Source organism: Olivibacter sp. LS-1, assembly GCF_008245145.1.
GTDB lineage: Bacteria > Bacteroidota > Bacteroidia > Sphingobacteriales > Sphingobacteriaceae > Olivibacter > Olivibacter oleidegradans.
In genome coordinates this window covers 5,190,898-5,217,375 of the sequence record NZ_CP041643.1, presented here as the reverse complement: position 1 = coordinate 5,217,375, position 26,478 = coordinate 5,190,898, and the positions used below count along the sequence as shown (strand labels likewise).

General features: G+C 42.5%; 21 protein-coding genes. 10 read left to right on the top strand and 11 right to left on the bottom strand.

Annotated features, from left to right (window positions below; translation table 11 throughout):
• Positions 1 to 5 precede the first annotated feature (5 nt).
• The 7 genes from FKG96_RS21655 to FKG96_RS21625 all read right to left on the bottom strand — a co-directional run bounded on the left by FKG96_RS21655 (position 6) and on the right by FKG96_RS21625 (position 8,549).
• Positions 6 to 3,083, bottom strand: a complete 3,078-nt coding sequence (locus FKG96_RS21655; protein ID WP_149106044.1) for a TonB-dependent receptor — start codon at positions 3,081 to 3,083, stop codon at positions 6 to 8.
• Positions 3,084 to 3,295: 212 nt separating this feature from the next.
• Positions 3,296 to 3,922 (bottom strand): TlpA disulfide reductase family protein, encoded by a 627-nt coding sequence (locus FKG96_RS21650; RefSeq protein ID WP_130856730.1) that lies wholly within the window; start codon positions 3,920 to 3,922, stop codon positions 3,296 to 3,298.
• A 29-nt stretch (positions 3,923 to 3,951) separates the two neighbouring features.
• Positions 3,952 to 4,518, bottom strand: a complete 567-nt coding sequence (locus FKG96_RS21645) for a TlpA disulfide reductase family protein (RefSeq protein WP_149106043.1) — start codon at positions 4,516 to 4,518, stop codon at positions 3,952 to 3,954.
• A 115-nt stretch (positions 4,519 to 4,633) separates the two neighbouring features.
• Complete coding sequence (locus FKG96_RS21640) at positions 4,634 to 5,029, bottom strand: hypothetical protein (RefSeq protein WP_149106042.1); 396 nt, start codon at positions 5,027 to 5,029, stop codon at positions 4,634 to 4,636.
• 173 nt (positions 5,030 to 5,202) lie between these two features.
• Positions 5,203 to 7,413 carry a molybdopterin cofactor-binding domain-containing protein gene (locus FKG96_RS21635; protein ID WP_149106041.1) on the bottom strand — a complete coding sequence of 737 codons (2,211 nt, stop codon included), beginning with the start codon at positions 7,411 to 7,413 and terminating at the stop codon, positions 5,203 to 5,205.
• A 28-nt stretch (positions 7,414 to 7,441) separates the two neighbouring features.
• The gene (locus FKG96_RS21630) at positions 7,442 to 8,065 is read right to left on the bottom strand and encodes a c-type cytochrome (protein WP_130856734.1); all 624 of its coding nucleotides are present in this window, start codon (positions 8,063 to 8,065) and stop codon (positions 7,442 to 7,444) included.
• Between the two features lie 13 nt (positions 8,066 to 8,078).
• Entirely contained in the window at positions 8,079 to 8,549 is a 471-nt protein-coding gene (locus tag FKG96_RS21625) for a (2Fe-2S)-binding protein (protein WP_130856735.1), read from the bottom strand.
• A gap of 747 nt (positions 8,550 to 9,296) precedes the next feature.
• Here FKG96_RS21625 and FKG96_RS21620 point away from each other — a divergent pair.
• From FKG96_RS21620 to FKG96_RS21600, 5 genes are all read left to right on the top strand, one after another.
• Positions 9,297 to 10,448, top strand: a complete 1,152-nt coding sequence (locus FKG96_RS21620; RefSeq protein WP_149106040.1) for a histidine decarboxylase — start codon at positions 9,297 to 9,299, stop codon at positions 10,446 to 10,448.
• Between the two features lie 47 nt (positions 10,449 to 10,495).
• Positions 10,496 to 11,140, top strand: a complete 645-nt coding sequence (locus tag FKG96_RS21615; RefSeq protein ID WP_149106039.1) for a GNAT family N-acetyltransferase — start codon at positions 10,496 to 10,498, stop codon at positions 11,138 to 11,140.
• A gap of 519 nt (positions 11,141 to 11,659) precedes the next feature.
• A complete protein-coding gene (locus tag FKG96_RS21610; RefSeq protein ID WP_149106038.1) occupies positions 11,660 to 12,304 on the top strand; it encodes a response regulator transcription factor in 645 nt (214 codons plus the stop codon).
• Between the two features lie 203 nt (positions 12,305 to 12,507).
• A complete protein-coding gene (locus FKG96_RS21605; protein WP_149106037.1) occupies positions 12,508 to 13,320 on the top strand; it encodes an AraC family transcriptional regulator in 813 nt (270 codons plus the stop codon).
• A 73-nt stretch (positions 13,321 to 13,393) separates the two neighbouring features.
• Complete coding sequence (locus FKG96_RS21600) at positions 13,394 to 13,963, top strand: DUF417 family protein (RefSeq protein ID WP_149106036.1); 570 nt, start codon at positions 13,394 to 13,396, stop codon at positions 13,961 to 13,963.
• 197 nt (positions 13,964 to 14,160) lie between these two features.
• On the opposite strand, the gene FKG96_RS21595 is transcribed toward FKG96_RS21600, so the two are convergent.
• The gene (locus tag FKG96_RS21595) at positions 14,161 to 14,682 is read right to left on the bottom strand and encodes an N-acetyltransferase (protein WP_013667966.1); all 522 of its coding nucleotides are present in this window, start codon (positions 14,680 to 14,682) and stop codon (positions 14,161 to 14,163) included.
• Between the two features lie 151 nt (positions 14,683 to 14,833).
• The gene (locus FKG96_RS21590) at positions 14,834 to 16,060 is read right to left on the bottom strand and encodes an alkaline phosphatase family protein (protein WP_149106035.1); all 1,227 of its coding nucleotides are present in this window, start codon (positions 16,058 to 16,060) and stop codon (positions 14,834 to 14,836) included.
• Between the two features lie 330 nt (positions 16,061 to 16,390).
• Between FKG96_RS21590 and FKG96_RS21585 the strand changes: the two genes are divergently transcribed.
• From FKG96_RS21585 to FKG96_RS21570, 4 genes are all read left to right on the top strand, one after another.
• Positions 16,391 to 16,984 carry a TetR family transcriptional regulator gene (locus FKG96_RS21585; RefSeq protein ID WP_130856739.1) on the top strand — a complete coding sequence of 198 codons (594 nt, stop codon included), beginning with the start codon at positions 16,391 to 16,393 and terminating at the stop codon, positions 16,982 to 16,984.
• 243 nt (positions 16,985 to 17,227) lie between these two features.
• Positions 17,228 to 20,539, top strand: coding sequence for a TonB-dependent receptor (locus FKG96_RS21580; RefSeq protein WP_149106034.1), 3,312 nt, complete (start codon positions 17,228 to 17,230; stop codon positions 20,537 to 20,539).
• Between the two features lie 11 nt (positions 20,540 to 20,550).
• Positions 20,551 to 22,383, top strand: a complete 1,833-nt coding sequence (locus FKG96_RS21575; RefSeq protein ID WP_149106033.1) for a RagB/SusD family nutrient uptake outer membrane protein — start codon at positions 20,551 to 20,553, stop codon at positions 22,381 to 22,383.
• Between the two features lie 238 nt (positions 22,384 to 22,621).
• Positions 22,622 to 23,221: an FMN-dependent NADH-azoreductase gene (locus tag FKG96_RS21570; RefSeq protein WP_149106032.1), complete on the top strand. Its 600-nt coding sequence runs from the start codon at positions 22,622 to 22,624 to the stop codon at positions 23,219 to 23,221.
• A 106-nt stretch (positions 23,222 to 23,327) separates the two neighbouring features.
• On the opposite strand, the gene FKG96_RS21565 is transcribed toward FKG96_RS21570, so the two are convergent.
• Positions 23,328 to 24,056: a LytTR family DNA-binding domain-containing protein gene (locus FKG96_RS21565; RefSeq protein WP_149106031.1), complete on the bottom strand. Its 729-nt coding sequence runs from the start codon at positions 24,054 to 24,056 to the stop codon at positions 23,328 to 23,330.
• The gene (locus FKG96_RS21560) at positions 24,053 to 25,135 is read right to left on the bottom strand and encodes a sensor histidine kinase (protein ID WP_149106030.1); all 1,083 of its coding nucleotides are present in this window, start codon (positions 25,133 to 25,135) and stop codon (positions 24,053 to 24,055) included. Before FKG96_RS21560 ends, FKG96_RS21565 begins: the two co-directional genes overlap by 4 nt.
• A 304-nt stretch (positions 25,136 to 25,439) precedes the next feature.
• Between FKG96_RS21560 and FKG96_RS21555 the strand changes: the two genes are divergently transcribed.
• Positions 25,440 to 26,474 carry a hypothetical protein gene (locus FKG96_RS21555; RefSeq protein WP_149106029.1) on the top strand — a complete coding sequence of 345 codons (1,035 nt, stop codon included), beginning with the start codon at positions 25,440 to 25,442 and terminating at the stop codon, positions 26,472 to 26,474.
• Positions 26,475 to 26,478: the final 4 nt, after the last annotated feature.

The window sequence follows — 26,478 nt, the reverse complement described above, 5'->3', positions numbered from 1 at the left end:
CAACATTAGAGGGTTAAATTTACCCCTGCGGTAATGGATTTATAGTTAGGGTAATCGATCATATTGGCTCGCGTCAGGTTCCGCTCTGGATCGCCTAATTTAAAGTCCGTAAAGGTTAAATAGTTCTGAGCGTTTACGAAAACCTTGAACCTTCGGATATGTAGACGTTCCAGCCAAGCGCCGGGTAAACTGTAAGCAAGTTGAATATTCTTAAGTCGCAAGTAGCTGGCATCTTTGATCCAGAAATCAGAGGTTAGAAAATTTTGCGGGTAGCCGGAAGAGGTGGTAAGGATAGGTAGCCGCGCCCCGGGATTTTCGGGCGTCCACGAGTCGGTCAACCATTCGTTTGTTACGCCTGCCCCGTTCCGATAAGGGAAGGCTAGATTGCCGTTGGCATAGGTGTCTACATCCGCTACTCCCTGAAAGAATAAATCAAGATCTACGTTTTTGTAGGAGCCGCTCAAGGTGAAACCGTAGGTATATTTAGGAATGCTATTGCCGATCACTATGCGGTCGTTATTATCGACGATACCGTCTTGGTTTTGGTCGACATAGCGGATATCACCGGGTCGGGTGTTGGCGGCCTGAAAGGCATGTTGTTCAATTTCGGCCTCGTTCTGAAAAATACCGGCCGACTGTAATCCGTAAAAGGCACTTATCGGATCGCCTTTTCTTATGATGGTAACACCATCGTAATAGATGTTACCTTTTACATCCAATACTTCATTTTTTAAGTAGGCTAGGTTTCCACCCACCCGATAGCGAAAATCGCCGATAGCGTCCTGATACGCTAAAGAGACTTCGATACCTTTGTTGGACACTTTTCCGATATTACGGAAAGGACCCGTTAAATTGCCTACCTGTGCAGGAACATTTACCTGTCTTAGGATTTCACTGGTCGTTTTATCGAACAAATCAAGTTGGAAGGCCAATTTTCCTTGTAAAATATCAAAATCGACACCAATATTGGTCATGGTGGTTTTCTCCCAGGAGATAGAGGGATCGGCAAGTTGGATAATGGCGGTTCCGGGTACCACATTGTTGTTAAAGCTGTAATTGTTTCCTAAGCTAATGGCGTTGACATAACTGTAGAGTGGTATGTTCTGATTGCCGAGTTGGCCCCAAGATGCGCGGAGCTTCAGGTTATCGATCCAGCTTGCTTCTGCTAAAAAGTTTTCTCTGTTCAGTCTCCAAGCGCCGGAGAAAGATGGAAATAGGCCCCAGCGTTTACCGTTGGCAAAGCGGGACGATCCGTCATAGCGCACATTCGCTTCGAATATATATTTGTCGCGAAAACTATAGTTTATCCGCCCGAAATACGACTGTAGGCGCGATTGCGATGAAGTGCCGCCCACCGCAGGTGCAGTACTTCCGGCATCCAGCTCGTTCAATTCATTGCCCAGGTAACCTTGGTTATAAGCGTCAAAATCGCTGTCGTCAAAACGCTCCATGCTGAATCCCGCTAAAGCATTGACGGAGTGATCACCAAACTGACGGGTAAAATTCAACGTATGGAAGTTGGTCAGGTTTACGCCTTCCGTTGCAATCTGTTTCACGCCGCGCGCCGGAATGTTACCCATGGGGGTGACAACTCCCGTTTTGGGGTTGGTCAATGAAATCTGCGGATAGGCATATTTCTCTCTGCCGAAAAAGATATTGGCAGCGGCGGTAATTTTATAAGTTAAATTAAGCGGAAGTTTAACTTCTGCAAAAACGTTGGCTAGTGTACGGTATCGATGATTTCTGCGAAAACCTTCATAAGAGAGGGCTAACGGGTTCCGGAAAAAATTATGGCCCGGGACGCGTACCCACTGATCGGCATAGTTTCCATCCTGCGCGTAGGGAACTTGCATAGGCAAACCTCTGTATAGGAGCCCCATGATGCCTCCTTCTCCATTGCCTTCGTCAGCGGTATAAGCGCTCTCGCGATCGTTCCAGAAAGTACCGGCCAGATTAGCGCCTATTTTTAACCAGGAATTGAGATCAGATTGTACATTGCTGTTCAAAGTATACTTCTTGGCATCAGTTGCGATAAGCACACCATCTTGATTCAAATAACCGAAAGATAGCGAGAAGGTGGTTTTTTCGCCACCACCGGATAATCGGAGATTATGTTCTTGGATGGGGGCATTTCTGTACATAATGTCGAACCAGTTCGTATTGGGATATATAAAGGGATCAGTTCCGTTGCGGTATTCATCTAACAGTTCCGTCCCATACTCTGCCGGTTTTCCTTCGTTGGTCAGTGCACGATTTTTACCTTCCATGTACTGAATGGCGTTGGAAACAACATCCGGTTTAAAGGTTGCCCGCTGGGAACCGACGTAAATGTTATAGTCTACTTGGAACTGGCCTTTTTGTCCGGTTTTTGTTTTTACGAGGATCACGCCATTTGCCGCTCGGTTACCGTAGATGGCGGCGGAGGCGGCATCTTTCAATACCGATATGCTTTCGATATCGTTCGGGTTCACTTCACTTAGTGGGTATTCAATTCCATCCACCAGCACCAAGGGATTGTTATTATTCAATGTACCGACGCCTCGTATACGAATGGTGTTTCCTTCCGCTCCGGGACGTCCCTTATTCTGATTAACATAAACGCCGTTAGCTCCCTGAAGGGCCTGTGTAGAATTAGTGATCGGTCTGTTGGAAAGGAATTTCGAATCTACGGTAGCCACCGCGCCGGTAAGCGTGCTTTTCTTTTGGGTGCCGTAGCCGACCACCACAACGTCTTCGAGTTCATTTAAATCAGGCTCTAATTGAACAACGATGTCACTGCTATTCACTACGAGCTTGACGGTCTTATAACCTACATAGCTGGCAATTAACGTGTAGGGAAATTTTTGGCCGGTTACGAAGTTAAATCGTCCGTTTCCATCGGATGTTGCCCGGTGCGTGGTGCCTTCCAGGGTAAGGGTAGCCCCTGCGACGGCTTCGCCCGTATGGGCGTCCTGTACTTTACCGCTGAGGGTTGAGTTGATAAGGGGTTTGGTTTGCTGTGCGCGAAGTGTGACATAGCTTCCTATGAACAGCAAGAATAAAGGAATAAGGCTTTTGGGCCTTGTTCTAACAAGTAAAATCATTTTTTCGATATGGTTAAGTTCAAGTAAACAATACAGGTCTTTTTCCCTGCTGCCAGACTGTAAAAAGTCGTAGCAAAAATAGAATAAAATATATAATACACAAACTATATAGATTTAGTAGTTATTTAAAAATAAAAATATGCCGCACCCCAACTTGGTGTCGGCATCATAGTAATATATTATCAAGACCGCATACTTCCCTCGTTCAACGCTTATTCCTGAATCAATTCTTCCAGCTGCTTATTGAATTTATCGGATGCATAGTTGGCAAAACCGGTATGATGAAATCTTATTTTCCCATTCTTATCCAGTACGACAGTTGTAGGCAACGTTCCGGCGTAAATAGAGGCCGGAACATTGCCTTTTGCCCTATAGATGGGTATGGAGTACTTTTCTCTCTTTAAATAAGTGTATGCTGTAGCTAAATCTTTATCTTCATTAATCGTCAAAAAGAAAATAGCGGGATGCTCTTTGAAATTTGCATAGAGCTTTTCTATCGATGGAAATTCTGCCCTGCATGGCGGGCACCAGGAAGCCCAAAAATTAATAAATACCACTTTGCCTCGTAGTGAGGAGGTGTTTTGAATACGCCCTTTGTCGTCTTCAAAGTCAAAATCAACAATCGATTGATCTGTGGCATCGAAACTCTTTTGGTCTATCGAGGCATTAAACAATCCGGTAAGCATAAGCTGCCGAAGCACCATCGATTTTGCTCCGGGACTGATCAGCATGGTCAACGCAATAATTCCCATTAGGATAGAAAACGCATTTTTTCGGACAAATTGCCAAAACTTATTTGCTGACGATTTTTCCGTTGAAATCTCCTTATTATTAAACATAGTTCGTCTCTATTTACTTTTGTTAATGCTTATTCATCACTTTTAATCAACGCATTCAAGGCTGTTACCATTTGAGGATCTGCATAATCCCGACCACCTTCCATGCGGGCAATTAGATTCCCCTTTTTGTCTAGTATTACCGTTGTTGGAATGGCATCTCCCAAAAAACTTGGTGGTATTTCACTGGCGGGAACATACACCGGTAAGTCGTACTGATTTTTTTCCATAAAGCCGGTCGATTTTTTGATATTCGCATCGACGTCTACCATCAGGAATACAATATGGTCATTACCATTAAAAGACTGCTTTAATTTATTAATGGAGGGCATTTCCTGTATACAGGGAGGGCACCAGGTTGCCCAAAAATTAATGAATACCACTTTGCCTTTTAGTGAACTTAATGATACGGTTTTACCCTTTTGATCCTGAAATATCAGATCTGCCGTTTGGCTCATGCTTGAAGCTTGTGTTTCGCTATGTCCTTTCGTAGGATTTTTTTCTTCATGTGTTGCGTTGTTCCCACAGGCCATTATAAAAATCGTTACCATAACCAACGCGCCTGTGCGGATTGCCGGATTTATAAATTGTGTCTTCATGACCGCTTATTTAAATAATTATTACTTCTTGTAAAGTGCTGATGATCTAAAATGAATAAAGTTGTTGTCTATTGATGCCTTGCAGCTAATAGAAAAAAGAGAAAGGGAAGTGGTATTAAATGACGAGTTTTCGGTATTGAAGAAAGAGAGGAACAATATTAGGAACTTTTAGTTTCCTATAAAACAGATTAGATTGACCTTTATAAATCCGGAAACCGAGTAGAAGTAAAAACGCCGCGATAAAAATGACGCTGGGAAGTAATTTGTTGGTATGGTGAGACATCGATTTGGTGATGACCGAATCTGTTGTTGACCCACTCATACATTGTCCAAGAATGTTCCCTACGACACCGCTTTTAGCATGGCCTTGTTCAACGTTTATCGGAATACCTGCAAGACTTTTGATGCCACTTTTAATTGGACAGGACGTCAGTAGCGTTAAAAGCATGGTTACAAATACGAGACCGTATGGGTAATATGTTTTTATCCTATTTGATAACGTGCGGATCATTTATTGTGCAATTTAAGCTATTTTAATGAACACGACAAGACATGCCTGTCCTTTTTAGACTTTTTAACAGATAGCATCACGAAGTTCATGGCTTAAAGTAGCAATTTATAAGAAAGCCGATCAGTGAAATCCGATCGGCTTTCTTATATTCATTGACAACTGAATAATGTATATTACACGGATGCAAGGCTGAAAGGCAGCCGCCTAATTCTCTTCCCACTCAAGTCGTACACGGCATTAGCCAGCGCGGGAGCGAAAGGTGGTAGTCCCGGTTCTCCCACGCCGCCCGCATCCTCGGCATTGTCGATGATGTGTACCTCAACCGGCGGCATATCCGCAATGCGGGGCATATTATAGTCGTAGAAATTTTTCTGGTCAACCAGTCCGTCGGTAAAAGTGACTTCATGCAAAGCTGCAGCACCTAGCCCCATGGCAACGCTGCCTTCAACCTGAGCGTGGATAATATCGGGGTTTACATACCAGCCACAATCGATTACGGCCCATACTTTATCTATTTTAATTCCTCCCTCCGGAATGCGAGAAACTTTTACTACCTGACCTACCGTTGAATTAAAACATTCTGTAATCGCCACGCCATACCCTTTGTTAGTACCCCGCGATTTCCATCCGGAAACCGCTTCCAGTTTATCGATTAGTTTATGAACGCGTTCATCCGGCAAATGCTGTCGACGGAACTCAAGCGGATCGGTACCGGCGGCAACTGCTAACTCGTCAATAAAGCTTTCGTAAGCAAATCCATTGGTGGATGCGTATACCGAACGCCACCATAAAACCGGTATGGGAAGCTCAAAGGTGACATCAGCGATGCTAAGGTGCGGGATCGACTGTGTATAGGGCTTAAGGAAACCCTCACTGGCGCTTCCGTTAGGCTTTGACCGGTCGTTACTGCTGAAATGGCCAATATTTTGTCCACAGAGACGGACTTTCATCGCCTCAATTTTACCTGCCTTTACAACCCCTTCACATCGATAGGATATGCCGGGGCGATAGGGGCCCTGGGTTGCATCATCTTCGCGGGTCCAGACAACCTGTACGGGTTTTCCGAGTTCTTTTGATATCGCGGCAGCCTCAAAAGGGTAGTCCATAAAGGCTTTACGTCCGAAGCCTCCGCCTAGAAAAGTCATATTGACCTTCACGTTTTGCCATGGAATACTGAACTCTTGGGCAATCGCGTCCTGAACCATTTCGGGGGCTTGTATCGGCCCCCAGATTTCTACCGTATCGCCTTTCCAATGAGCGATACAGTTCACCGGCTCCATCGCGTAGTGCGATTGGTAAGGTGTTTCGTATAACACGTCTAACTTGGCGTCGGTGCTGGCGGCGGTAATGACTTCCGATGGATTGCCTTGCGTTTGAAAGATCAAGCCTTCTTGACCGGAAAGTAGTTCTTTTTGTCGCCTATAGATTTCAGGGGTGCTTATATGTTCAAAATTGCTATCATCCCATTCAACTTTTAAGGCCTTTTTGCCTTGCATTGCCGCCCAAGTTGAATCGGCTACGACAGCGACCCCTTCGCGCCAGGTGTTAAAAACTTTCATCCTTACTTTGAAGACCTTCGTTACCCCTTTTACTTTCATCGTGTCCGAATCGTCGAAAGATCGGACAGTGCCGCGCATGCGGGGATTGCGCTCCACCGTAGCGAACAACATATCGGGAATACGCTTATCAAGTCCGAAAACGGCACTGCCATTGGTCTTTAATGGTGTATCGATCCGACGGCTCGCTTTCCGTATCAGCTTGTATTCGGAAACGGGCTTTAACGGAACTTCCTTAGGCGGCTGAAGTTTTGATGCAGCAACAACCAATTGCCCATAGTGGAGCTTCTTTCCGGAAGGCTTATGGATAACGTGACCGGATGCTGCGTAACAGGTCGATACATCTACCTTCCATTGATTGGCGGCCGCCTGTACGAGCATCATGCGGGCAGTAGCGCTTAGCTTGAGCAGTTTTTTATAGCTTCCGCGAATAGTTGAACTGCCACCGGTAATCTGTCCTCCATATTCGTTCCGATTGCCCGGAGCAAAGGATACCTGAATATCTTTTAGATCTACTTCCAACTCTTCGGCGATAATTTGAGGAACCGAATGATAGGAACCCTGGCCCATTTCGGCGCGGTGGTCAAACAAGGTTACTTGACCGTTTGTATCGATATGTATCCATGCATTTAATGATACTAAAGGGACTTCGTTATCCGCTGCTGTTTCTCCTGCAAGTATATTTACGATGTGGGCGCCGGCGGGAAAATAAAACCCCAGCGCCAATGCTGCTGAACCCAGGCCGGCGGCTTTTAAAAAATTTTTCCGTGAAAGACGCGTGGCCTCTTCTTGTGAATATCGGCTATTTCGCTTAAGTGAATCCTTCATATGTGCGATGCTTTCTTACCTTGTATTATTAATTTGCGGGTGGCGCATAAGCTCCTGTTTCCAACCACTCAATCCAGGCCTTTTTGAATTCCGCATGGCTCAACGGTGGTTTGGTGCGCCCTTCTCCCATATTCCATCCGGCAAGTACCAAGTCGTCGTCAGCATGTTCAATCAGTTGTTGCTTGTTTTTATGGCCGTTTTGTTGAGGATCTAACAACTGCTTTGCAAGTTCATGGGCTGTTTTACCCTGAAAAACCATTTTCATGTCTGCCGGAGGAAGGTGCCAGTTGGGATTTCCGGGAGGCGTGTGCGGTCCAGGTGTATTTTCAGGTTGGTGGCAGTTTGCACACTTCATCGCGAAGAGACCTTTGCCATCTGCCCCTCTTTCTGGCAACATGGTATGCAAATGGCTGTCGTCGCCTTGTAGGGGCACATCGCCGGCGGGATGGCAGTTTACACATCGGGGGCTCATCAGCACGGCATATACTTTGTTAAACGCTCTGACTGATCGAACACTGTCATCGGCCAACTTCCTTTTGCTAATCGGTCTACCGGTATCGCGTGCGTAAGTGTTCTCTGTACCGGTATAAAGAGAGAACCCGAGTGCAGCAATCATTACGGCGTAAATAATCAATTTGAGCTTTTTTGCCATAGGTCTTCCTTAATTATCGTTCTGATGTTTTCTGCTGTAGTTCGGCGGCGAGATGTATAGCTTTACGTATGCGCAGATATGTGCCACACCGGCATATATTGCCCGCCATGGCATTGTCGATATCTTCATCGCTTGGATTGGGTTTTTCTCGCAGTAATACAGCGGCCGACATAATCTGGCCGGAGTGACAGTAACCGCATTGTGGTACGTCCACTGCGGCCCAGGCTTGCTGCAAAGGATGGTCGTTTTTTTCCGACAGACCCTCGATGGTAGTAACATGTTTACCCGCAACCCTGCTTAATTTAGTTATGCAGGATCGGACCGCCTCTCCATCAAGATGTACGACGCAGGCGCCACATTGTGCGACACCGCAGCCATATTTGGTGCCGGTGAGCCCGACGACATCCCGTAAGGCCCAAAGCAATGGCATGTTGGGGTCCAGATCAAGCTGATACGTTTTGTTGTTGACTGTAAATGAAATCATTGGCTAAATTTTGTCATCCTACTATCAAAGTTAATCTTATTACCGGATTTGGGCTAATGATTATCAAACATTTTCTTAAGATATTCAAACAACTAGTTAAGTGGAGTAGTTGAGTGGTTAAGTAGTTGAAAGGTTTTCTTTGAATAATAGGCTGATGATGATTTGCAGCGTTTGTTTGCACCGGTTTAGCAAGATTATATTGCTAAACCGGAGTGAATAAGTGCCTTTTTTGTTATTCCAAAGGCACTAATTGAAACAGCGCGTTATCCGCTAAACTATGCATTAGATCTGTTGATTAGGGTGCTTAAGAACACGCCTTTCGTTAATGGTCACTCGGCACAAATGTATGGATATGATATAAAGTCAATGTTAAATCCTGTTTGATTTAATTGTTTGCCTTCCTCATGCTATTCCTATTGGTTTTTCGTAAAGCCGTAGTGCTGCCGATACGGCATTCTAATAGCCCGACTTCCCAATGTTAACGTTAATAAGTGAAAAAAGAATAACATATAACTTAAAGTTAGCCATCGTAAAATTTCTATATAGGATAGAAAAATAACTACAATTTACTTTTTTTCAATGTTTTCGTGTAAGGTGGGGATGGATTTGTGTAAACATTTCATGCTAGTTTAGATCTGAAATTATATTCGTGTGGTTGAGGACTCTTTTAGTGAGCTAATGGTTGCTGAATGAAGATCAACATAAAGATGGAATTACTCGAGTGTTAAACCACCATTTTCATATAAAATGACAACTGAAGACAAAGAACAATTAAACCGTCAAATGGACGTAATTGTCCAGCGGGCAGCAAATTCTATTGGTTATCCTTTCGCCACGGATTTCAATTATAGCGAGCTTTATCCCTTGCTGGGTTATTCCCTTAATAATATAGGAGACCCTTTCATCGAATCAACTTATAAAGTTAGCTCTCGTGCATTGGAACGGGAAGTGTTAGCTTTTTTTGCTGAATTATTTAGGGCACCTAAGGATAACTGGTGGGGTTATGCCACCAACGGTGGTAGTGAAGGTAATTTGTACGGCCTTTATGTTGCCCGAGAACTGTACTCACGAGCGATCGTCTATTATTCGACCTCGAGTCATTACAGTGTACCCAAAAGCATTCATCTACTGGGTATGCAATCGATTATAATTCGCACCCAAGCCAACGGTGAGATGGATTATGAGGATTTGGAAGCATCTATCAAATCGAATCGACAACGACCGGTTATAGTGGTTGCCAACGTCGGGACGACAATGACCGAAGCCAAGGATAACGTTGCCACAATCCGGCAACTTTTAAAGGATACTGCTATAAATTCTTATTACATTCATTGTGATGCGGCGCTTGCTGGCAATTATTTGCCTTTATTGGAAGAAGATCCAACATTTGATTTCGCCCATGGCGCAGACAGTATAGCTTGTAGCGGTCATAAGTTTATTGGTTCGCCAATGCCTTGTGGAGTGGTGATTGTACGAAAAAATTACAAAGATCGAATTGGCCAGCCGGTACCTTATATAGGTTCGTTGGACAGTACAATAACTGGCTCCCGAAATGGCCATGGCCCTTTGTTTTTGTGGTATGCCATTAAAAAATACGGAAGGGAAGGACTCGTCCAGCGCGCCGTTGAAAGTGTTTCTTTGGCTTCTTATACGCAATCAAGACTACAGGCGGCAGGTATACCGGCCTGGCGCAACAGAAATGCGATTACCCTCGTATTTCCTGAACCCGCCTTATCAATCCGTGCAAAATGGCAATTAGCAACAGAAGCTGGGCAATCCCACTTGATTTGTATGCCAGGCGTTTCAAAAGAAACAATCGATCATTTCGTAGACGAAATTTCTATTGTGCCGTCAAAAAAGGATGCAGAAGAGTCGGGAGAATATATGTTGTCCTATTAACTAATTGGATGCCCAACATTAGAACCATTACATAATTTTAAATTGATATGAATAACACTTTAGAAAACTTAGAAACTAAACAGAAGCTTCCTGACCCCATCCAAATTAAAAGTCCCGAACCTTGGCAATGGAACGTACTAGCGAAAGCCTTTTTGAACGATCCTGTATTGAAGTTCTGGATTGGTGAAAAGACGAACGAAGCGGTATTGAGAGATTTTTTTGAGGCCGTAGTGAAAGATGCACTTGAGTCCGGAGGCGCAGTGTTTAGCAGCCCGGACCAGCAGGTTGTTCTGGTTTGGACATGGCACGGTTACAGTCTTCAAGAACCGGGTGAGTGGAAGAAGCGCTGGTATGAGATTCTTGATCCAGAAGGAGTAAAACGCTATTATGAACTCTATAGAGCAGGCGATGTTGAGATCGATTCTGCAAAGCTAAAAGGATGTATGCTGCCCGATTATATGGGAGTATTACCGCAATCTCAAGGCCGCGGTTATGGTAGCCACATTCTTAAATGGACCTTGAACCATTATGATAAACTTGGCTATGAAACACCGTTTCTTCTTGCTAGCACTCGAAGATCGGCAAAACTTTATGGACCTTTGGTGGGCTTTCATATACATAAAGAGGTGTTACTTGATAATAGCGAAAATGCACCTGTGGCGGTGTTTATGAAACGGAACGCCCTAAAGTAACGCTAATTTTTCCGCATTTGCTATAAAAGTGTCCGATAATGCTTTGGACACTTTTTTTAAGGACTATTGTTCTAGCGCAATCAGAACATCAAGTTTGAGGCACCAGCATTGGACCTTGAGTCTGCCGAACCTTATCGGTTGCGGCAACCCGCCGTCTAACCATTTGTAATGAACAATCTATTGCATCAAAATAAAGAAAAAGAGTGGTTTCACCAAGAGCTTTAAGGTATACTTTTTATATGCGTGAACGGAATGAACATGAAGCGGAGTAATGAACGGTTTGAATAACGTCTGGTTCGGTCATATATATATATTTGTTCAACCTACCGATAATGAGGGTAAATTAAAGACGACACGTTACGATATGTTGCTTACTAATAGGATCTCTATGAGTACATTTTTACTTCTTTTTCAAAAAAACCTGATACAATTTTCGGTCTTTCGATTGAACCGAATATTTATAAAATTTTCGGTTCGCTCATTTATAAATCCAATTATATATCATTAAGTATTTAGATCATGCCATTACAAATAACTGTTGCCGATGATCGCGTTGCCGAGCGCCTGGGCTTGAAGTTTATTATCGAAAATTGGCTGCCAGGGACAATAGTTTCTTTGGCCGAGAACCTAACAGAATGTAAAAGAATTTTGTCGCAACAACAAATTGATATCATACTCCTGGATAGCGATATCTTGGACGCTAATAGTTTTTACCTGATAAGATCATTGAAGGAAAATCAAAGAAGTACAAGAATTTTACTATTCTCTACTTATGATGAATTGGTATATGGTGAACGATACCTAGATGGTGGGGCCGATGGTTTCTTACAGAAGAACGAAAACGAAGAACGGATTAAAGAGGCTTTGAGCGTAATACTCCGTGGCGAAAAATACGTCAGCAATAGATTAAAGGAGCATTTGTTAAACAAACGGTTTAATCTAAAACATCAATCTTTGAGTCCGCTAAACAAATTGACTGACCGCGAAATGGAGGTCTGCCAGATGTTAATCAAAGGTATGAGAGTAAGCGAAATCGCTGATACATTGGTGCTGCATACGTCTACTATCGGTACGTACAAATCCAAGATTTATAAGAAGCTTCGCGTTAAGAATCTAGTTGACTTACTGTCAAAATTTAAGATGCACATGTTAAGTTGCGAGTAGAGGACACATGATATTTGTATGAGCCGCACACTTATATTTGACGGTTAAAATTCACTAGTTGACAAGCATGTAAAGCTTGTATTCGCGTATGGTAATGACAACACAGGCGCTGATATTGAATAGGGGTATAGGCAAAGTATAGCACTTGCAACCATATTAATTAAGTATAATTAGAAAAGAAAAAATCAAGTTAACTTTGCCTTATGCTTTCTATCCGTACCATTGGCAACGAAGTACAAACTCAAGATAATGAGTTCTATCAAATTTTCCTGCTCCGCGATCCGATGGAGATGACGGTAGATTTTACGAACTATAAAACCGCTCCGTACTCTTTACTTTGCCTAAGTCCGTATCAACATTTGAGTTGGTTAAAAGGTCCGTTGACAACCGGTTGGCAATTGCTATTTCACGGAGATTTCTATTGTATTGAATACCATAAAAAAGAAGTGGCTTGCAATGGCCTGCTTTTTAATAACATCTATCTACAACCTCATGTTAACTTGGGAAAGGAAACATATCTTGAGATCGAGCAACTTGTTCGCAAAATGGAGAAGGAACTAAAGGTTGGCCTTGAATTTTCTGATGCGGTGGTCAAAGCCTACCTGCAATTGATCTTGGCTTTATCGAGTCAAGTGAAGAAGCATCAGATTAATCTACATGAAATTCCACAGCAGGAGGATATAGGTGAGGGGCGCATTTTCCAGCAATTACTGGAAGCAAATTTTATGAGGGAAAAGTCTGTGAATTTTTATGCGCAACATTTTAACCTCAGTATAGATGCCTTTAGTAAAAAAATCAAGAAACAATTAGGTAAAGCGCCTTCTATCTTTATTCAAGATCGGATTATATTGGAATCGAAAAAGCTTTTACACCTGACGTATCAATCAATAAAAGAAATTGCTGTACAACTAAATTTTGATGATGAACATTATTTCAGTCGTTACTTTAAAAAAAATGTGGGTATCTCTCCATCGGAATTTCGCTCGAAAGTGGGGATTTCCATTGCGGCAAAATAGTGTACCATAATGCCGTTTCTGTCCATTTTATAAACCTAAGCGGCCCGCTACCTTTGTTCAATAGAAAATAAATATGAAACAGCTATTGAACGTTTTAGCAAATGGACAAGCGAGTTTTGTTCATCTTATGCGTATTGCCATTTTTATTGTAATGGCTTGGATAGGAGGATTAAAAGCCTTTCAATATGAGGCTGATGGAATTGTTCCTTTTGTTGCCAACAGTCCATTTATGAGCTTCTTTTACACAAAGAATGCACCGGAATACCAGCAGTATAAAAACCCGGAAGGGAAGACAGTAGCTAAAAATGTGGCCTGGCATAAACAAAATGGGACCTACCTTTTTGCTTTCGGCTTGGGCACCGTCATCATTGTTATTGGACTATTGACCTTAGCAGGGATATGGTCGGCACGAATAGGCCTGCTGGGCGGATTGTTAACTGCCGCCATGTCGATCGTAACCTTATCCTTCCTCATCACCACACCGGAGGTATATGTGCCAAATTTGGGAGGCGATTTTCCAACGCCCAATTACGGCTTTCCTTATCTCTCAGGCGCGGGCAGATTGGTTCTTAAGGATATTATTATGATGGCAGGTGGGCTGTTAGTTGCATCAGATGCTGCCAAACGGATACAAGGGTGCTGAGAGCAATCGATTAGCAAAGAAAATAACCGCTCATCGTTCGTGGTCTTTAATGTCATTATAATGCAGGCTTGTTATTTTTATGGTGACTTCGAAAACAAGTTGCCAAACTTGTCCAATTCAATTAGTAGAACCCATCCCCTTCCCCGGGGTGGGTTTTTTAATAAAAATTATTAAGCAATGACTGACATGGAAACGGCTTATTTCAGATTCTTTTTCATCATAATATCCGTTTGCTCATCGGTGCCCATTTTGAAAATGTGCTTATCGAATGCAACGAATCCGTTCTTTTCATAAAATCGGATAGCTCGTGGATTTTCTTCCCAAACCCCGAGCCAGATGTATACTTTGTTTAACGATTTTGCCACTTCGAGCGCCTTTTCATAAAGAAGCTGTCCGACCTTTTTTCCGTGATGGCTACTTTTTACATAGATACGCTCAATTTCCAATGCTTCGTCGCCTTGTTCTTCGGTTTGCGCATGGCCCACATTAATTTTCAGATAACCTACCGCCTCTTCCCCGTCCCAGGCAATGAAGAATAACGATTCTGCATTATTTAGTTCGGTTCTGATCTTTTCTTCACTGAAATTTGCCTCCAAATAGGTGCGCATGTCGGCTTCGGAATTACTGGCTGCAAAGGTTTCAAAGAAGGTTGTTCGGCCAAGGTCTTGAATAACTTTTAACTCGCCAAGCGACGCTTTACTAACTGCTATCGACTTCATGATCATACGGTCTTTCAAAATAAAGATTTGAATAGCTCTTTTTTGCAAATATACCGGAATATCTAATTTCGAAAGACAGCGGCCGGCCAAAAGCAGTTAAACCCTTATAAATGGGGATAAACGATAAGCATATTAGATCTGTAGGTAACCTTTATTCGGTTACCCAGCGATTGACCGTATTGTCTTGCGTTTCCAACACTATTTTATAAAAAGGGGAAGGAATATCTTTGATAGAAACAAGCGCATGTTTACCGGTTAATGGATACGTGCCCATGAGCCGATATTCATCTTCTTTGCCCGTTTTTTTATTATTGGTGGTGGATAGCCAGATCTTCACTTCGCCCTCCTGCTTCAGGGGAGTCCAAAAAATGTCGAGGTGTTCTTTTAGGCGATGAACTTTTGGAAGCGCTATTGCTACTTCGCCCATTAAAGAAATACCATCCAATTCGCGTGCGGCTATTGTCGGAACAGGAATCTCCATATATCGGGCAATGGTAGGTAGAATATCAACGACAGAAGGGTATAGCATTGCACTATAGGTGTTTTTAAGTGGCCTGTTGCTGAGAATCCATGCTGAGCGCTGGCGAAAGGACTGCCCCCCATGGCCTTTACCATCTTTTTCTGCTCTGCCGTGATCCGTAGTTACCAGGAGTAGCCAGTCTTCGTTGAATTTTTTTTCGCGTTCGTCTATAGCGGCCATAATTTGCCCAACCTCTTCATCTACCTTTTGTATAGCCTCTGTGTATTCGGGGCTGTCGCCATACATGTGGCCCATATCGTCCGTGTGTTCGAGGTATACCCAGGAGAGGTCGGGTGCCCGCTCGGCAATCGATTCGGCAGCTTTAGCGCTAACTGCCTGATCAATTGCCAACATAAACCGGCGTTTCGCGTCATGTGGATATTTCACTGTGTCCAATTCCAACCCATCGAACGCTTCGTCCATCTTAATGTAATTCGTTTGTGCCAGGTTCTCGCCGATTAACTTCGTTCTGTTATCTTGCCAACTGGAAAAAACGGCAATTTTTTTCTTTGGAAAAGCATCTTTCAGTAAACGGAAAATCGTTGGATAGTTGTAATTGGGATCTTTGATATCATTATCCGGAACGTTGTGTTTGTTATACCAAACGCCTGTTAGTACATTGTTATAGCCTACAGCAGAAATTGTTGGCGATTCACTATACGAGCCTGCTTCACCCCCTTGGTAAGCGCGAAGGTAGGCGCCTTTCGCCATCAACTTTTTCATATTTGGCACGTCTGTTCGCTCCAATGCATCGGCTGAAATGCCATCTGCAATTATGAAAACTACCTTTTTTTGTCGTTGTGCAATGACGGGGCCAAAGCACATACAGAATAGAACTAAAATACTAAGTTTTTTCATCTATTTAAATTTGCTTTTTAGTGGTGATGAAGCTATCAGATTTATTCATTCCCCTGTGTGGTTTGAATAAATCATGATGGTTTCATGTTTTAAATCTTTCGGCAAAAATCAAATATCCCGAATTATCCCCATAATCAGAAAGGATTGATTAACTTGGTTCTTTAATAGGGATGACATTGGGTTTTTCTTTTTGTCGTACTTACATTCATTGCGGTAAAATTCAGCTTGAGCAGTTAAGCCATCATTAAGAAATCTTTATTTTATTAATTAATTGAATGTTCATTCAATAATAACTCATCTATTTGTAACCGATTTCAGTACGATAAATATATGGGTAGAAAAAGTATAAAAGATATCAGGAAACAGGAGATTATCAAAGTCTTCTATAAAGTAGCAAAAAAAATTGGTTACGCCAATACTTCAATAGCAAAAGTGGCTAAAGTGATGAATATAAACCCCAGCCTTATCATCCATTATTTTGCTACTAAAGAGGATTTAAAGGAAGCGTTGATCGATTACTTATTGGAACGCTATCTGCTGATTTTCAACATAGACAAGGAAAAAGATTATAGCCTGACAGACCTCTACGATATTATTGATCGACTCTTTTCAAAGAAATGGAACAAATTATTTGATGATAGTCTATTCTACGACTTTTATGCAGAGAGTTTCCGGAACAAACAAATTAGGCGTAAATACATTACCATTCTCGACTCGTTACGATCGATGCTTAGCACCATACTCGCTAAATTGAACGACCGGGAACAGCTGCGTCTAACGAACCCAGCGCATACGGCTGATCTGATTTTTATTTTTCTGGATGGCGCTTATTTTTATTTATCGTTGGTAGAAGATAAGTCGATGGTCGAAAATAGACTCAATCAATACAAAGAAGAAGTTTATGATCTGTTAAAGTTAACCTAGCGTCTCCTACAAGCATTCCTTCCTAATTTGCTATTCTGTCTGCATATTTCGGAAGCGGACTTGCGCATCTTTATTGATCGTAACAACGCCGCCATAAGGTTAGTGGCTTATGATAGTGACTGACAGTAAGTGTCTTTTCTTTTTTAATTGAATGAATGTTCAATTAAAATAACGATATATTAATTCCTCCTTAACATCTGAAATTCATCTTTGTTGCCAGATCCCTAATCTTAAAAAATAGTTATGAAACAGATTTTACTGTTACTTGTCATAAGCCCGCTGATCATCTGGCAGTATGGGGTATATGGCCGACAGGTGCGTCAAGATGACCGCACAATTTCCGGAACGGTGAAAGACTCGATTGGCGAAACACTGCCCGGTGTGAGTATTGCCATTGTTGGTAAGACACAGGGAACGTCGACAACGATAGACGGCGTTTTCTCTTTAAAAGTAAAAACAGGGGATGTGCTGCATATCTCTGCCATTGGTTATTTGCCGCAAGAGGTAAAGGTAACAGCGGCTGAGCATTACGACATCATATTGGCCGATGACAAACAAAGCCTTAACGAAGTTGTCGTGGTTGGTTACGGAACACAGAAGAAAGTGAACCTATCCGGTGCGGTCGACCAAGTGAAAGCAACAGACCTACAGAATCGGCCAATAGCAAATGTTGCGCAAGGTTTGCAGGGAATGGTGCCAAATTTAAATATCCGCTTTGCATCCGGTGGTCCGGGTGAAGCGGCGGACATCAACATTCGGGGCATCACTTCCATCAATGGTGGCGGGCCGCTTATATTGGTTGATGGTGTGCAGATAAGTGCCGCTGAACTGAACCTGATAGCGCCACAGGACATTGAGACGATGTCGGTGATCAAAGATGCGTCCGCTGCGGCCATCTATGGGGCGCGGGCGGCATTTGGGGTGATTTTAATTAAAACTAAAACAGGCGCTGTAGCGGGTGCTACCGTCAGCTACTCCAATAATTTCAGCCTAAATAAACCTACCGTTTTGCCGAAAATGGTGACAGACCCTTACATCTTTTCGCGTTTACTGGAATTATCTACCGATAATACCCCTTGGGATAACGTTAATTATAGCGATCAATTTTACCAATATGCCAAAGAACGATCGGATAATCCGTCTATCGCCGGGGTACGGGTAAATCCTACCGATCCCAGCTTATGGGAATATATGGGTAATCGAGACTGGAGCCGCTATTTTATGGATGATTATAACTTCAACCAAAATCACGACCTCGCCATTAGCGGCGTGAGCGAAAACAATAAAGCACAATATTACCTATCAGGCGGCTATAACAGACAGAACAGTCCGTTAACCTTGGCCGATGATTACAATGAACGCTATAGTCTGCGCGCTAAAATTGATTATAACTTAAAGAAGTGGCTTAAAGTTGGGAATAACACCTATTATACCTATACGAACCGAAAATCGCCGCCCCGATTTTACAGCAATCCCAGCCAAGCTTCCTCATCACTGCCTGTTACGAACACTCCTTTCAGTATTTATGATCTGTATACTATTTTTCCTACTTCATGGGATAAGAATCCGGATGGCACCTGGGCAAATGAAACCGTAGGTCGGCTGGCCGCCCAACTAGTTGACGGTGGTGCAACGACGGTGAAACAAAACATGATTCAGTCTACCTTCACCACGGAGATGTCTTTTTGGGATAAGTTGCTCACCGTTAATAGTGATTTTACCTTTAGAAATACCTCCATCAACACGAATTCTTATAATACCAAATATCAAATCGGATATGGTCCGAATGATGTACGTGAGGAAGGAGAGAATAGTGCCAGAAGAGATGCCGAATCTATTACCTATCAAGTATTCAATATCTATGGGACATTGAATAAAAGCTTCGGAAAACACAGTTTGTCGGCCATTGTGGGGTATAACCAGGAAAATTACCGTGACGAATTTTTTTATGTCAGCAAACAGGACCTGATTTCTTCATCTTATCCCACGATTGGCTTAGCCACAGGATTGACCAATGGCGAGGAAGATATCAGGACCTATGCGCTTAGAGGTGCTTTCGGTCGAGTCAATTATATTTATAATGACCGTTATATCGTGGAATTCAACGGAAGATATGACGGCTCTTCACGCTTTCCCAAAAATAAACGCTTCGGATTTTTCCCTTCCGCTTCCGCTGCATGGCGGATCGATCAGGAGTCTTTTATGGACGGTATCCGTCAGACCGTCAATAATCTAAAGCTTCGGGCTTCCTATGGTTCCTTAGGAAATCAGAACGTGGCCAACTACGGCTATCTTCCTTTCATGGAGGCTTCACAGTCCGGTTACCTGATCGGTGATTCGCGCCCGACCATGATCAGTCCGCCGCTCCTGGTTTCACCCAATTATACGTGGGAAAAGGTGAATACACTTAATGTCGGTTTGGATATGGGGCTCCTCCAGGATCGTATTACGCTGACTTTCGACATGTATAAACGGAACACCCTCAATATGTTAACACGCGGAAAGGAGCTCCCCGGCGTATTGGGTGCCGTTGAGCCGAGTGAAAATGCTGCCGACCTGCAAACCAAGGGTTGGGAGCTTTCATTTGGATATCAGAATAAATATGAGGTTGGCGGAAGCCCACTGACCTTCCAGGGCCGCTTTGTACTCTCCGATTCTAAAACACATATTACACGGTTTGATAATCCGAACGGAAGCATCCTGCAATACTACAAAGGAATGGAGCTGGGGGAAATCTGGGGATTGCAAAGCAACGGACTTTTTGCCAATACCGACGAGATTGCACAATTAGACGAGTCAGCTATTATTCCTTGGGGTGCGTTACAGATTGTACCGGGATGGCCCAAATATATCGATCGGGACGGTAACGGAAAAATTGAAAAGGGCTATACGCTGGACGACACAAAGGATTTAACCGTAATCGGAAATTCAACACCACGCTACCAGTTTGGTCTTGATCTAAACTCCTCGTGGAAAAATTTTGATGTCAGGGTCTTTTTACAAGGTGTTGGAAAACGGGATTATTATCCAATCGATTACCTTTATTGGGGCTTTTACCAACAGCCCTACGGAAATATCTATGAGCATTTGCTCGACTTTTATAGACCTACCGGCGATAGTGATGAACAAAGGGCGCGTCATTCGCAATCTTATCTGAACCTCGGACTTGCAGATGCAAATCCCAACGGAAAATACCCGATTATGCAATCGTGGTTGGCTGATGCTAACCTAGGAACAAGAATTGACGATGCGATGGGATTGGCCATTCCCCAAACCGGCTATCTGCTTAACGGTTCGTATCTGCGTATAAAAAATATTACAATCGGTTACACTTTACCTGAAACATTGATAAAAAAAATAGGCTTGGCCCGTCTTCGCATTTATGCCTCCGGTGAGAACCTCTTCGAATGGTCGGGAATCAAAGATTTTTATGATCCCGAAAGTACGAACGCAAATATCAATACCGATCCGACCAGTGGCATCGGTAGAAAAGGAAATGGAATGACTTACCCTTTTCAAAGGAGTTATTCGGTAGGAATCAATGCCATCTTTTAAAAAATAAAAACATGTCAGCAATAGAATATACAAAGAAGAACAAGTTTCTTAAAATCGGCCTGTTCATCGGACTCCTAGCCCTTTCGACAGTAAGCTGTAATGATGATTTTTTGGAAAAAACACCCGAAACGGATATTGACGCGGGCAATTTTTTCAATACGGAAGGAGACTTAAACTTATATATTTATAATCTTTACAATTTTCCTTCTACCGGTATTTATACAGCAGATGCTTATAACTTAACCGACAATGCCTTCTCGACGGGCAATGTGGAATTGAAAACCATGATGACCACCAATCCTTCTTCTACCACAATTACCGGTGGGTGGGACTGGGGCCAGCTCAGAAATTTTAATTTCTTTTTGGCGCATTTCCGGAGGGCCAACGCTGCAGAGGACCGCTTAAACCACTTCGAAGGTTTAGCCCGTTTTTTCCGTGCCCGCTTTTATGTTGATAAAATAAAACGCTATTCGGATGTTCCCTGGATAGATGTACCATTGGAAGCAAACAGCGAAGATATCTTATTTGCCGGGCGCGACCCACGGGAAACCGTGGTCAACCACCTCATCGAAGACTATGAGTTCGCAATGAACAATGTGGATGTTTCGGCCCCTAAAGGAGCCGTGAACCGTTGGGTGGTCAAAGCTGATTATGCCCGCTTTTTGTTATATGAAGGAACTTTTCGGAAATACCATGCTGAACTGAACTTGTCAGAATCAGCTGATGAACTGCTACAAAAAGCCGCCGCTGTGGCGAAAGAAATTATGGACAGCGGGACCTTTAGTCTCTATTCTACCGGAAAACCGAATGAAGACTATGGGAGCCTTTTCGCAAGTGCGGATCTCTCAAGCAATCCGGAAATCATATTTGGTCGGTTTTACCAAGCGAATGTGCTGAATGGAGATAGTGGCGAAGGGGTTTTCGGCAACTATGAGACTTATCCGCAAAAGGATCTCGTACAGGCGTATCTTATGAAGGACGGTTCTTTTTATAGCAGTCGCCCTAACTATCAGCAAAACGAGTTTGTTGAAGAATTCAGCAACCGCGATCCGCGTTTATATCAAACTTTTGCTTATCCGGGATGGGTTTTGGTGCGCTCCGGTACTTATGCGCAGGGAACGGGTTTATATGTGCAACAGTTGGCGAAGAACTTTTCGGGTTATCATCAGATTAAAGGCTTTTATAATACAACAGATCAGGATGTACGGAATAATATGGATGTGCCGCTTTATCGCTTTGCTGAGGTCCTGTTGATTTATGCGGAAGCTAGGGCCGAATTAGCGCAACTTACGCAAGGCGACTTGGATATTACGGTGAATAAATTAAGGGATCGTGTTGGTATGCCACACATGACCTTAAACCCGCCAATGGATCCAGTTGAAGCTGCCAAATTTCCCAACCTTTCGTCTGCACAGCGCAGCGAATTATTGGAAATCAGGAGGGAACGTAGGGTAGAACTGGCAATGGAGGGTTTACGACATGATGATTTGATGCGGTGGGAGGCGGGAAAAGTACTGGAAAAGGAACCACAGGGAATCTATTTTGCTTCGTTGGGAAAACATGATTTAACGGGTGAGGGCGTGCCTGATATTTATTTGCTTCCTGCTTCGCAATCGATCCCTAACGATAAAGAAACCAACAGTTTGGGTAAGGTGCTCCAATACTACCGCGTTGGTACCTTCGGTCAGGACGTATCGGTCTTCTTAGGAGGAGCAAACGCGGGAAATATTCAGATAATAGAAGATGTAGGAACATTTGTAGCCCCTAAATATTATTATCGACCGATTCCGCAACAACAGATTATGCTCAATCCCAATCTTAAACAGATTTTTGATTGGGAATAATTGAAATATTCATAAGGGTGCCTAAAAAGCTTAGATTGTCATTAGGCACCCTCTACTTCCTTCCTATTAACTACGCTATTTGGGAAAGCCGCGAGATAATTGCCCACCTTATTGTTTACTTAGTCACGTAAGTTCTTGATCTAAATCAATCGAATTTCTTAACCTATGTTATTTCGGGCAGCGAGCTGCTTGCCTAATTTTACCTCATAAAACAAATCAAAAAATTATTAGAGATAAAATGGCAAGGATTCTAAATATTATTTCTAGCCCAAGGGGCGAGCAATCGAACAGTATCAAGTTAGCGAATGCGGTAATCGACCGCCTTAGAGAAAAGGAGCCTGCATCTTTTGTAAAAGTGAAAGATTTAACGCGTAACCCGTTCCCTCATCTGGAAGAAGTGCATCTCAATGCTTTTTTTACACCAGCTGAGAAATACACAGATGAGAATAGGGCAGCTATACAACATTCCAATCAGGCGATTCAGGAAATAATGGATGCGGATATTTTGGTAATTGGTGCTCCAATGTACAACTTTGGTATTTCATCTACCTTGAAAGCATGGATTGATCATATTACACGCGCAGGAATTACCTTTAAATATACGCCGGAGGGCCCGGTAGGTCTGATAACGGGAAAGAAAGCCTACGTAGCGGTAACAACAGGCGGCATTTACAGCTCCGGCGACTATAAATCCTTCGATTTCGTGACACCGTATCTTAAAATGGCTCTGGGATTTATAGGCATTACCGATGTTACTTTTATTCGGGGCGAAGGTTTTGCCGTATCGGCGGTTCAGGAAACTGCATTGGATACGGCCATCGATAGTATTGTAGTGTAAAGTAGTAACTGTGATATAATTAGAAAGATAGGCGTCGATCCTCGCGTGTTTGCTGCGGTCGGCGTCTAAAGTCTCGGGAAATTACCTAAAATAAAGACAAATTTGATCAGGGAATATCTGGATTGGAGACATTGCCTAAATATTCCTTAAAAAAATCATTTTTGTAGACTTCTCCTAAAGGTATTTCATTATCTGTTAGATAAATGGTATGATGGTCGAATGATTCAACATATTTCTTGTTAACCACATACGATTTACTTACACGGACGAATATCCCGGAAGGAATTTTCTGATGGATGGCCTTTAAGTTCATCGCTGTTATCAGTTTCTGGCTTTTGGTATAAATCACGACATAGTCTTTGAGTCCTTCGATAAATCGGATATCTTCGAAGTTTATCCGATAAAATCGACGATCAGATTTGACGATCAAGTACTGCTCCGTATTCGCTTCAATGGTGTTCTTTTCCGTAGCATGCGAAAGCAGCGTTTTATATATTTCGGCTTTATGTATTGCTTTTTCCAAGCGGGATTTATCAACGGGTTTTAAAAGGTAATCAATGGCGTCAAGCTCATAGCTTTTTAAGGCATATTGCGGATAGGCGGTTGTAAAAATGGTGAGCACCTGGTTGGGGATTTGTGCAGCAAACTCCAGGCCGGTTACCATAGGCATCTGAATATCGAGAAAGATAAGATCTACTTCATTGGTGCTTATAAAATCGAGCGCTGCCGGCGCATTGGAGAATTTGCCCAGCATGTCAAGGTCAGAGACATCTTTAATCAGCGCGTGCATTTCATCTCTCGCCAATGGTTCGTCGTCTACGATAATACAATTCATATCGGTAAGATTAAGTGAACATGGTATTCGTTTACTTTAGAAGTGGTATTTAATGTATAACTATCGCCGTATAATAAATGTAGCCGTCTCTTAACATTTGCCAGCCCAAGTCCGCTGTTCTTTTTATCTGAAGCGACATAATTGGGATCTATTGAATTAACACAATCAAAATAAAGTTTATGATTATTTACGTTTATGTCAATACGGATATAAGATTCCCCTTGCTTTATATCAATGCTATGTTTGATGGCATTCTCGACGAAAGTGGTGAAAATATTGGCGGGTAAAAAAATAGCATTTAAGTTATGTATGGTCGACTGATCATTGACCTCAACCTGAAAGTTATCCCGGCGGATCTTCTCTAATTCGAGGAAGTTAGTTAGGAAATCAATCTCGGATCGGAGCGGTGTTTTTTCTACATTATTTTCATAAAGTTGATAACGAAGAAACTCAGATAATTTCATGATAACGAGCGTCGCTTTTTCAGGGTTACTGCGAACCAGCGCTTTAATCCCATTCAGCATGTTAAAAAGAAAATGCGGATTGATCTGATTTCGTAACTCGTTTAGTTCCATGGTGAGGGTGAGGTTTTTAAGATCAGACATCCGCTCATTATCGCGTATCCAACGTTGAAATAACTTGATCATCGTGGTAACCAATATGACTGGTGTTAATATGAGTGTAGTTTCATAGAATCCTTTAGCAGGGTTGCCCTTTTGATAGTTTACAGAAACGTTTTGTGGGTCGAGTGTGTTTTCCAGTAAAAACTTCATCATAAAGAGGCATATCATTACCAGTAGGAGTAAAGACACTATATATAGTACATATTTACCTTTGAAGAAAAATTTAGGGATCAAAATATTCATATTCACATAGAACATGAATATTAAATGAGCAAAAACACAAAACCGACGATAATAACGATAAAGCCCCGTGTATTCTGATAAGGGATTTGTAAAGGAGATCATAACAAAGAGGCCTAAAAAGAGAAAAATATGTCGAAACGCTCGATAACGCTCGTCTACAATTAGTCGGATAATCGCTGTATTCTTTATTTCTAATGATTCCTGCTGCTGCATTGGGGAAGATCAAATTCTTAGCAAAGATAATTCGATAAGCAGTATGTACACTAGTTTTTATACTAACCTTGTTATTTATTATACCAAATCTACCATAGAAAGGCTTTAGTATAATATGTAAGGGCTTTGGTCTAAAAACCCAAAAAAGTCAGAAGCTTATGCTTTTCTTTGGACTGTTAATCCCATATCGGATTATATGGAAAGTAAAAATGACTCCGAAATATCGTTACTTGATTATCGCCGAGTAGTACCGGTTTATCCTGTAACGTCTGCCATAGCATCAACATAAAAAAATCTCGATTAAATGGATAATTTAAAGAAAACCAGCTTCCTTCTGTTTAACTTATTGGCACTGTGTTCAGCAAAATGTTTTTCGCAACAGAAAGACAGCCTGTATAGGGCAACATCCGATAGTTTAAACATACGAAAAAAAGCCGTGGCCTATGTAGCCGATAAATTTGCCTTTACCCGTCCATTGAATATCGAGTTCATTCAGACGGCACCTTACAAATTTACTTCCGAGAAAGGCCCCAATGCGATTCCGGAGAGTAAGGTTAATCACATTAGACAGGCCGACATTAGCGCTAATTTTAATTTTATAAAAAGAAAGACGTGGCTTTTGGGCGCAACAGCCGGTTATCGATACACCTCACTAAACACAGATTTGTCGTTACCCACCGGTGCAATTAAAACGGTGGATGAAGATTATCATTACCTCTTTTCAGCCTTGACCCTTACCTATTTCTCTAAGCTATTTAACAAACGGACCATCTATACCTCTAGCATTTCCGGTGATGGCAGTGACCGACATTTCGAAAGGGTTAAAGGGCTGTTGACCGCCACGATGGTGTTGAAAGCCAATCAACGCACCAGGTTAATGGTTGGAATGTTGGTTAATATCGATCCCAGCGCACAAACACCATTTATACCAACCTTTTCTTATGAGCATAAATTCAATAATGGGCTTATAGCCGACATTGTACTGCCAAGAAATATTTACCTTCGAAAATATGTCTTTAACAATGGGCGTCTGTCTTTGGGAACCGAATTAGATAGAACTTCTTTTTATGTTTACGATCTTGACGGCACTTCACAGCGATATGAATACAGGCAATTGGATCTTAATTCGGGATTGGTGTATGAACATCTTTTAGCAAAATATTTTGTGCTCACGGCTAAGACGGGAATGAAATTGACAACATCAGGCCGATTATTCCGGAAAGAAGATTCTTTTGGCGATCCGGTATTTCAAACAAGTCCTGATCCAACATTCTACATTAATTTGGGGGTATCCTTTAATCCGTTTTCGTTTCTGGTAAGGAAGAATAAGACACATTAAAGCA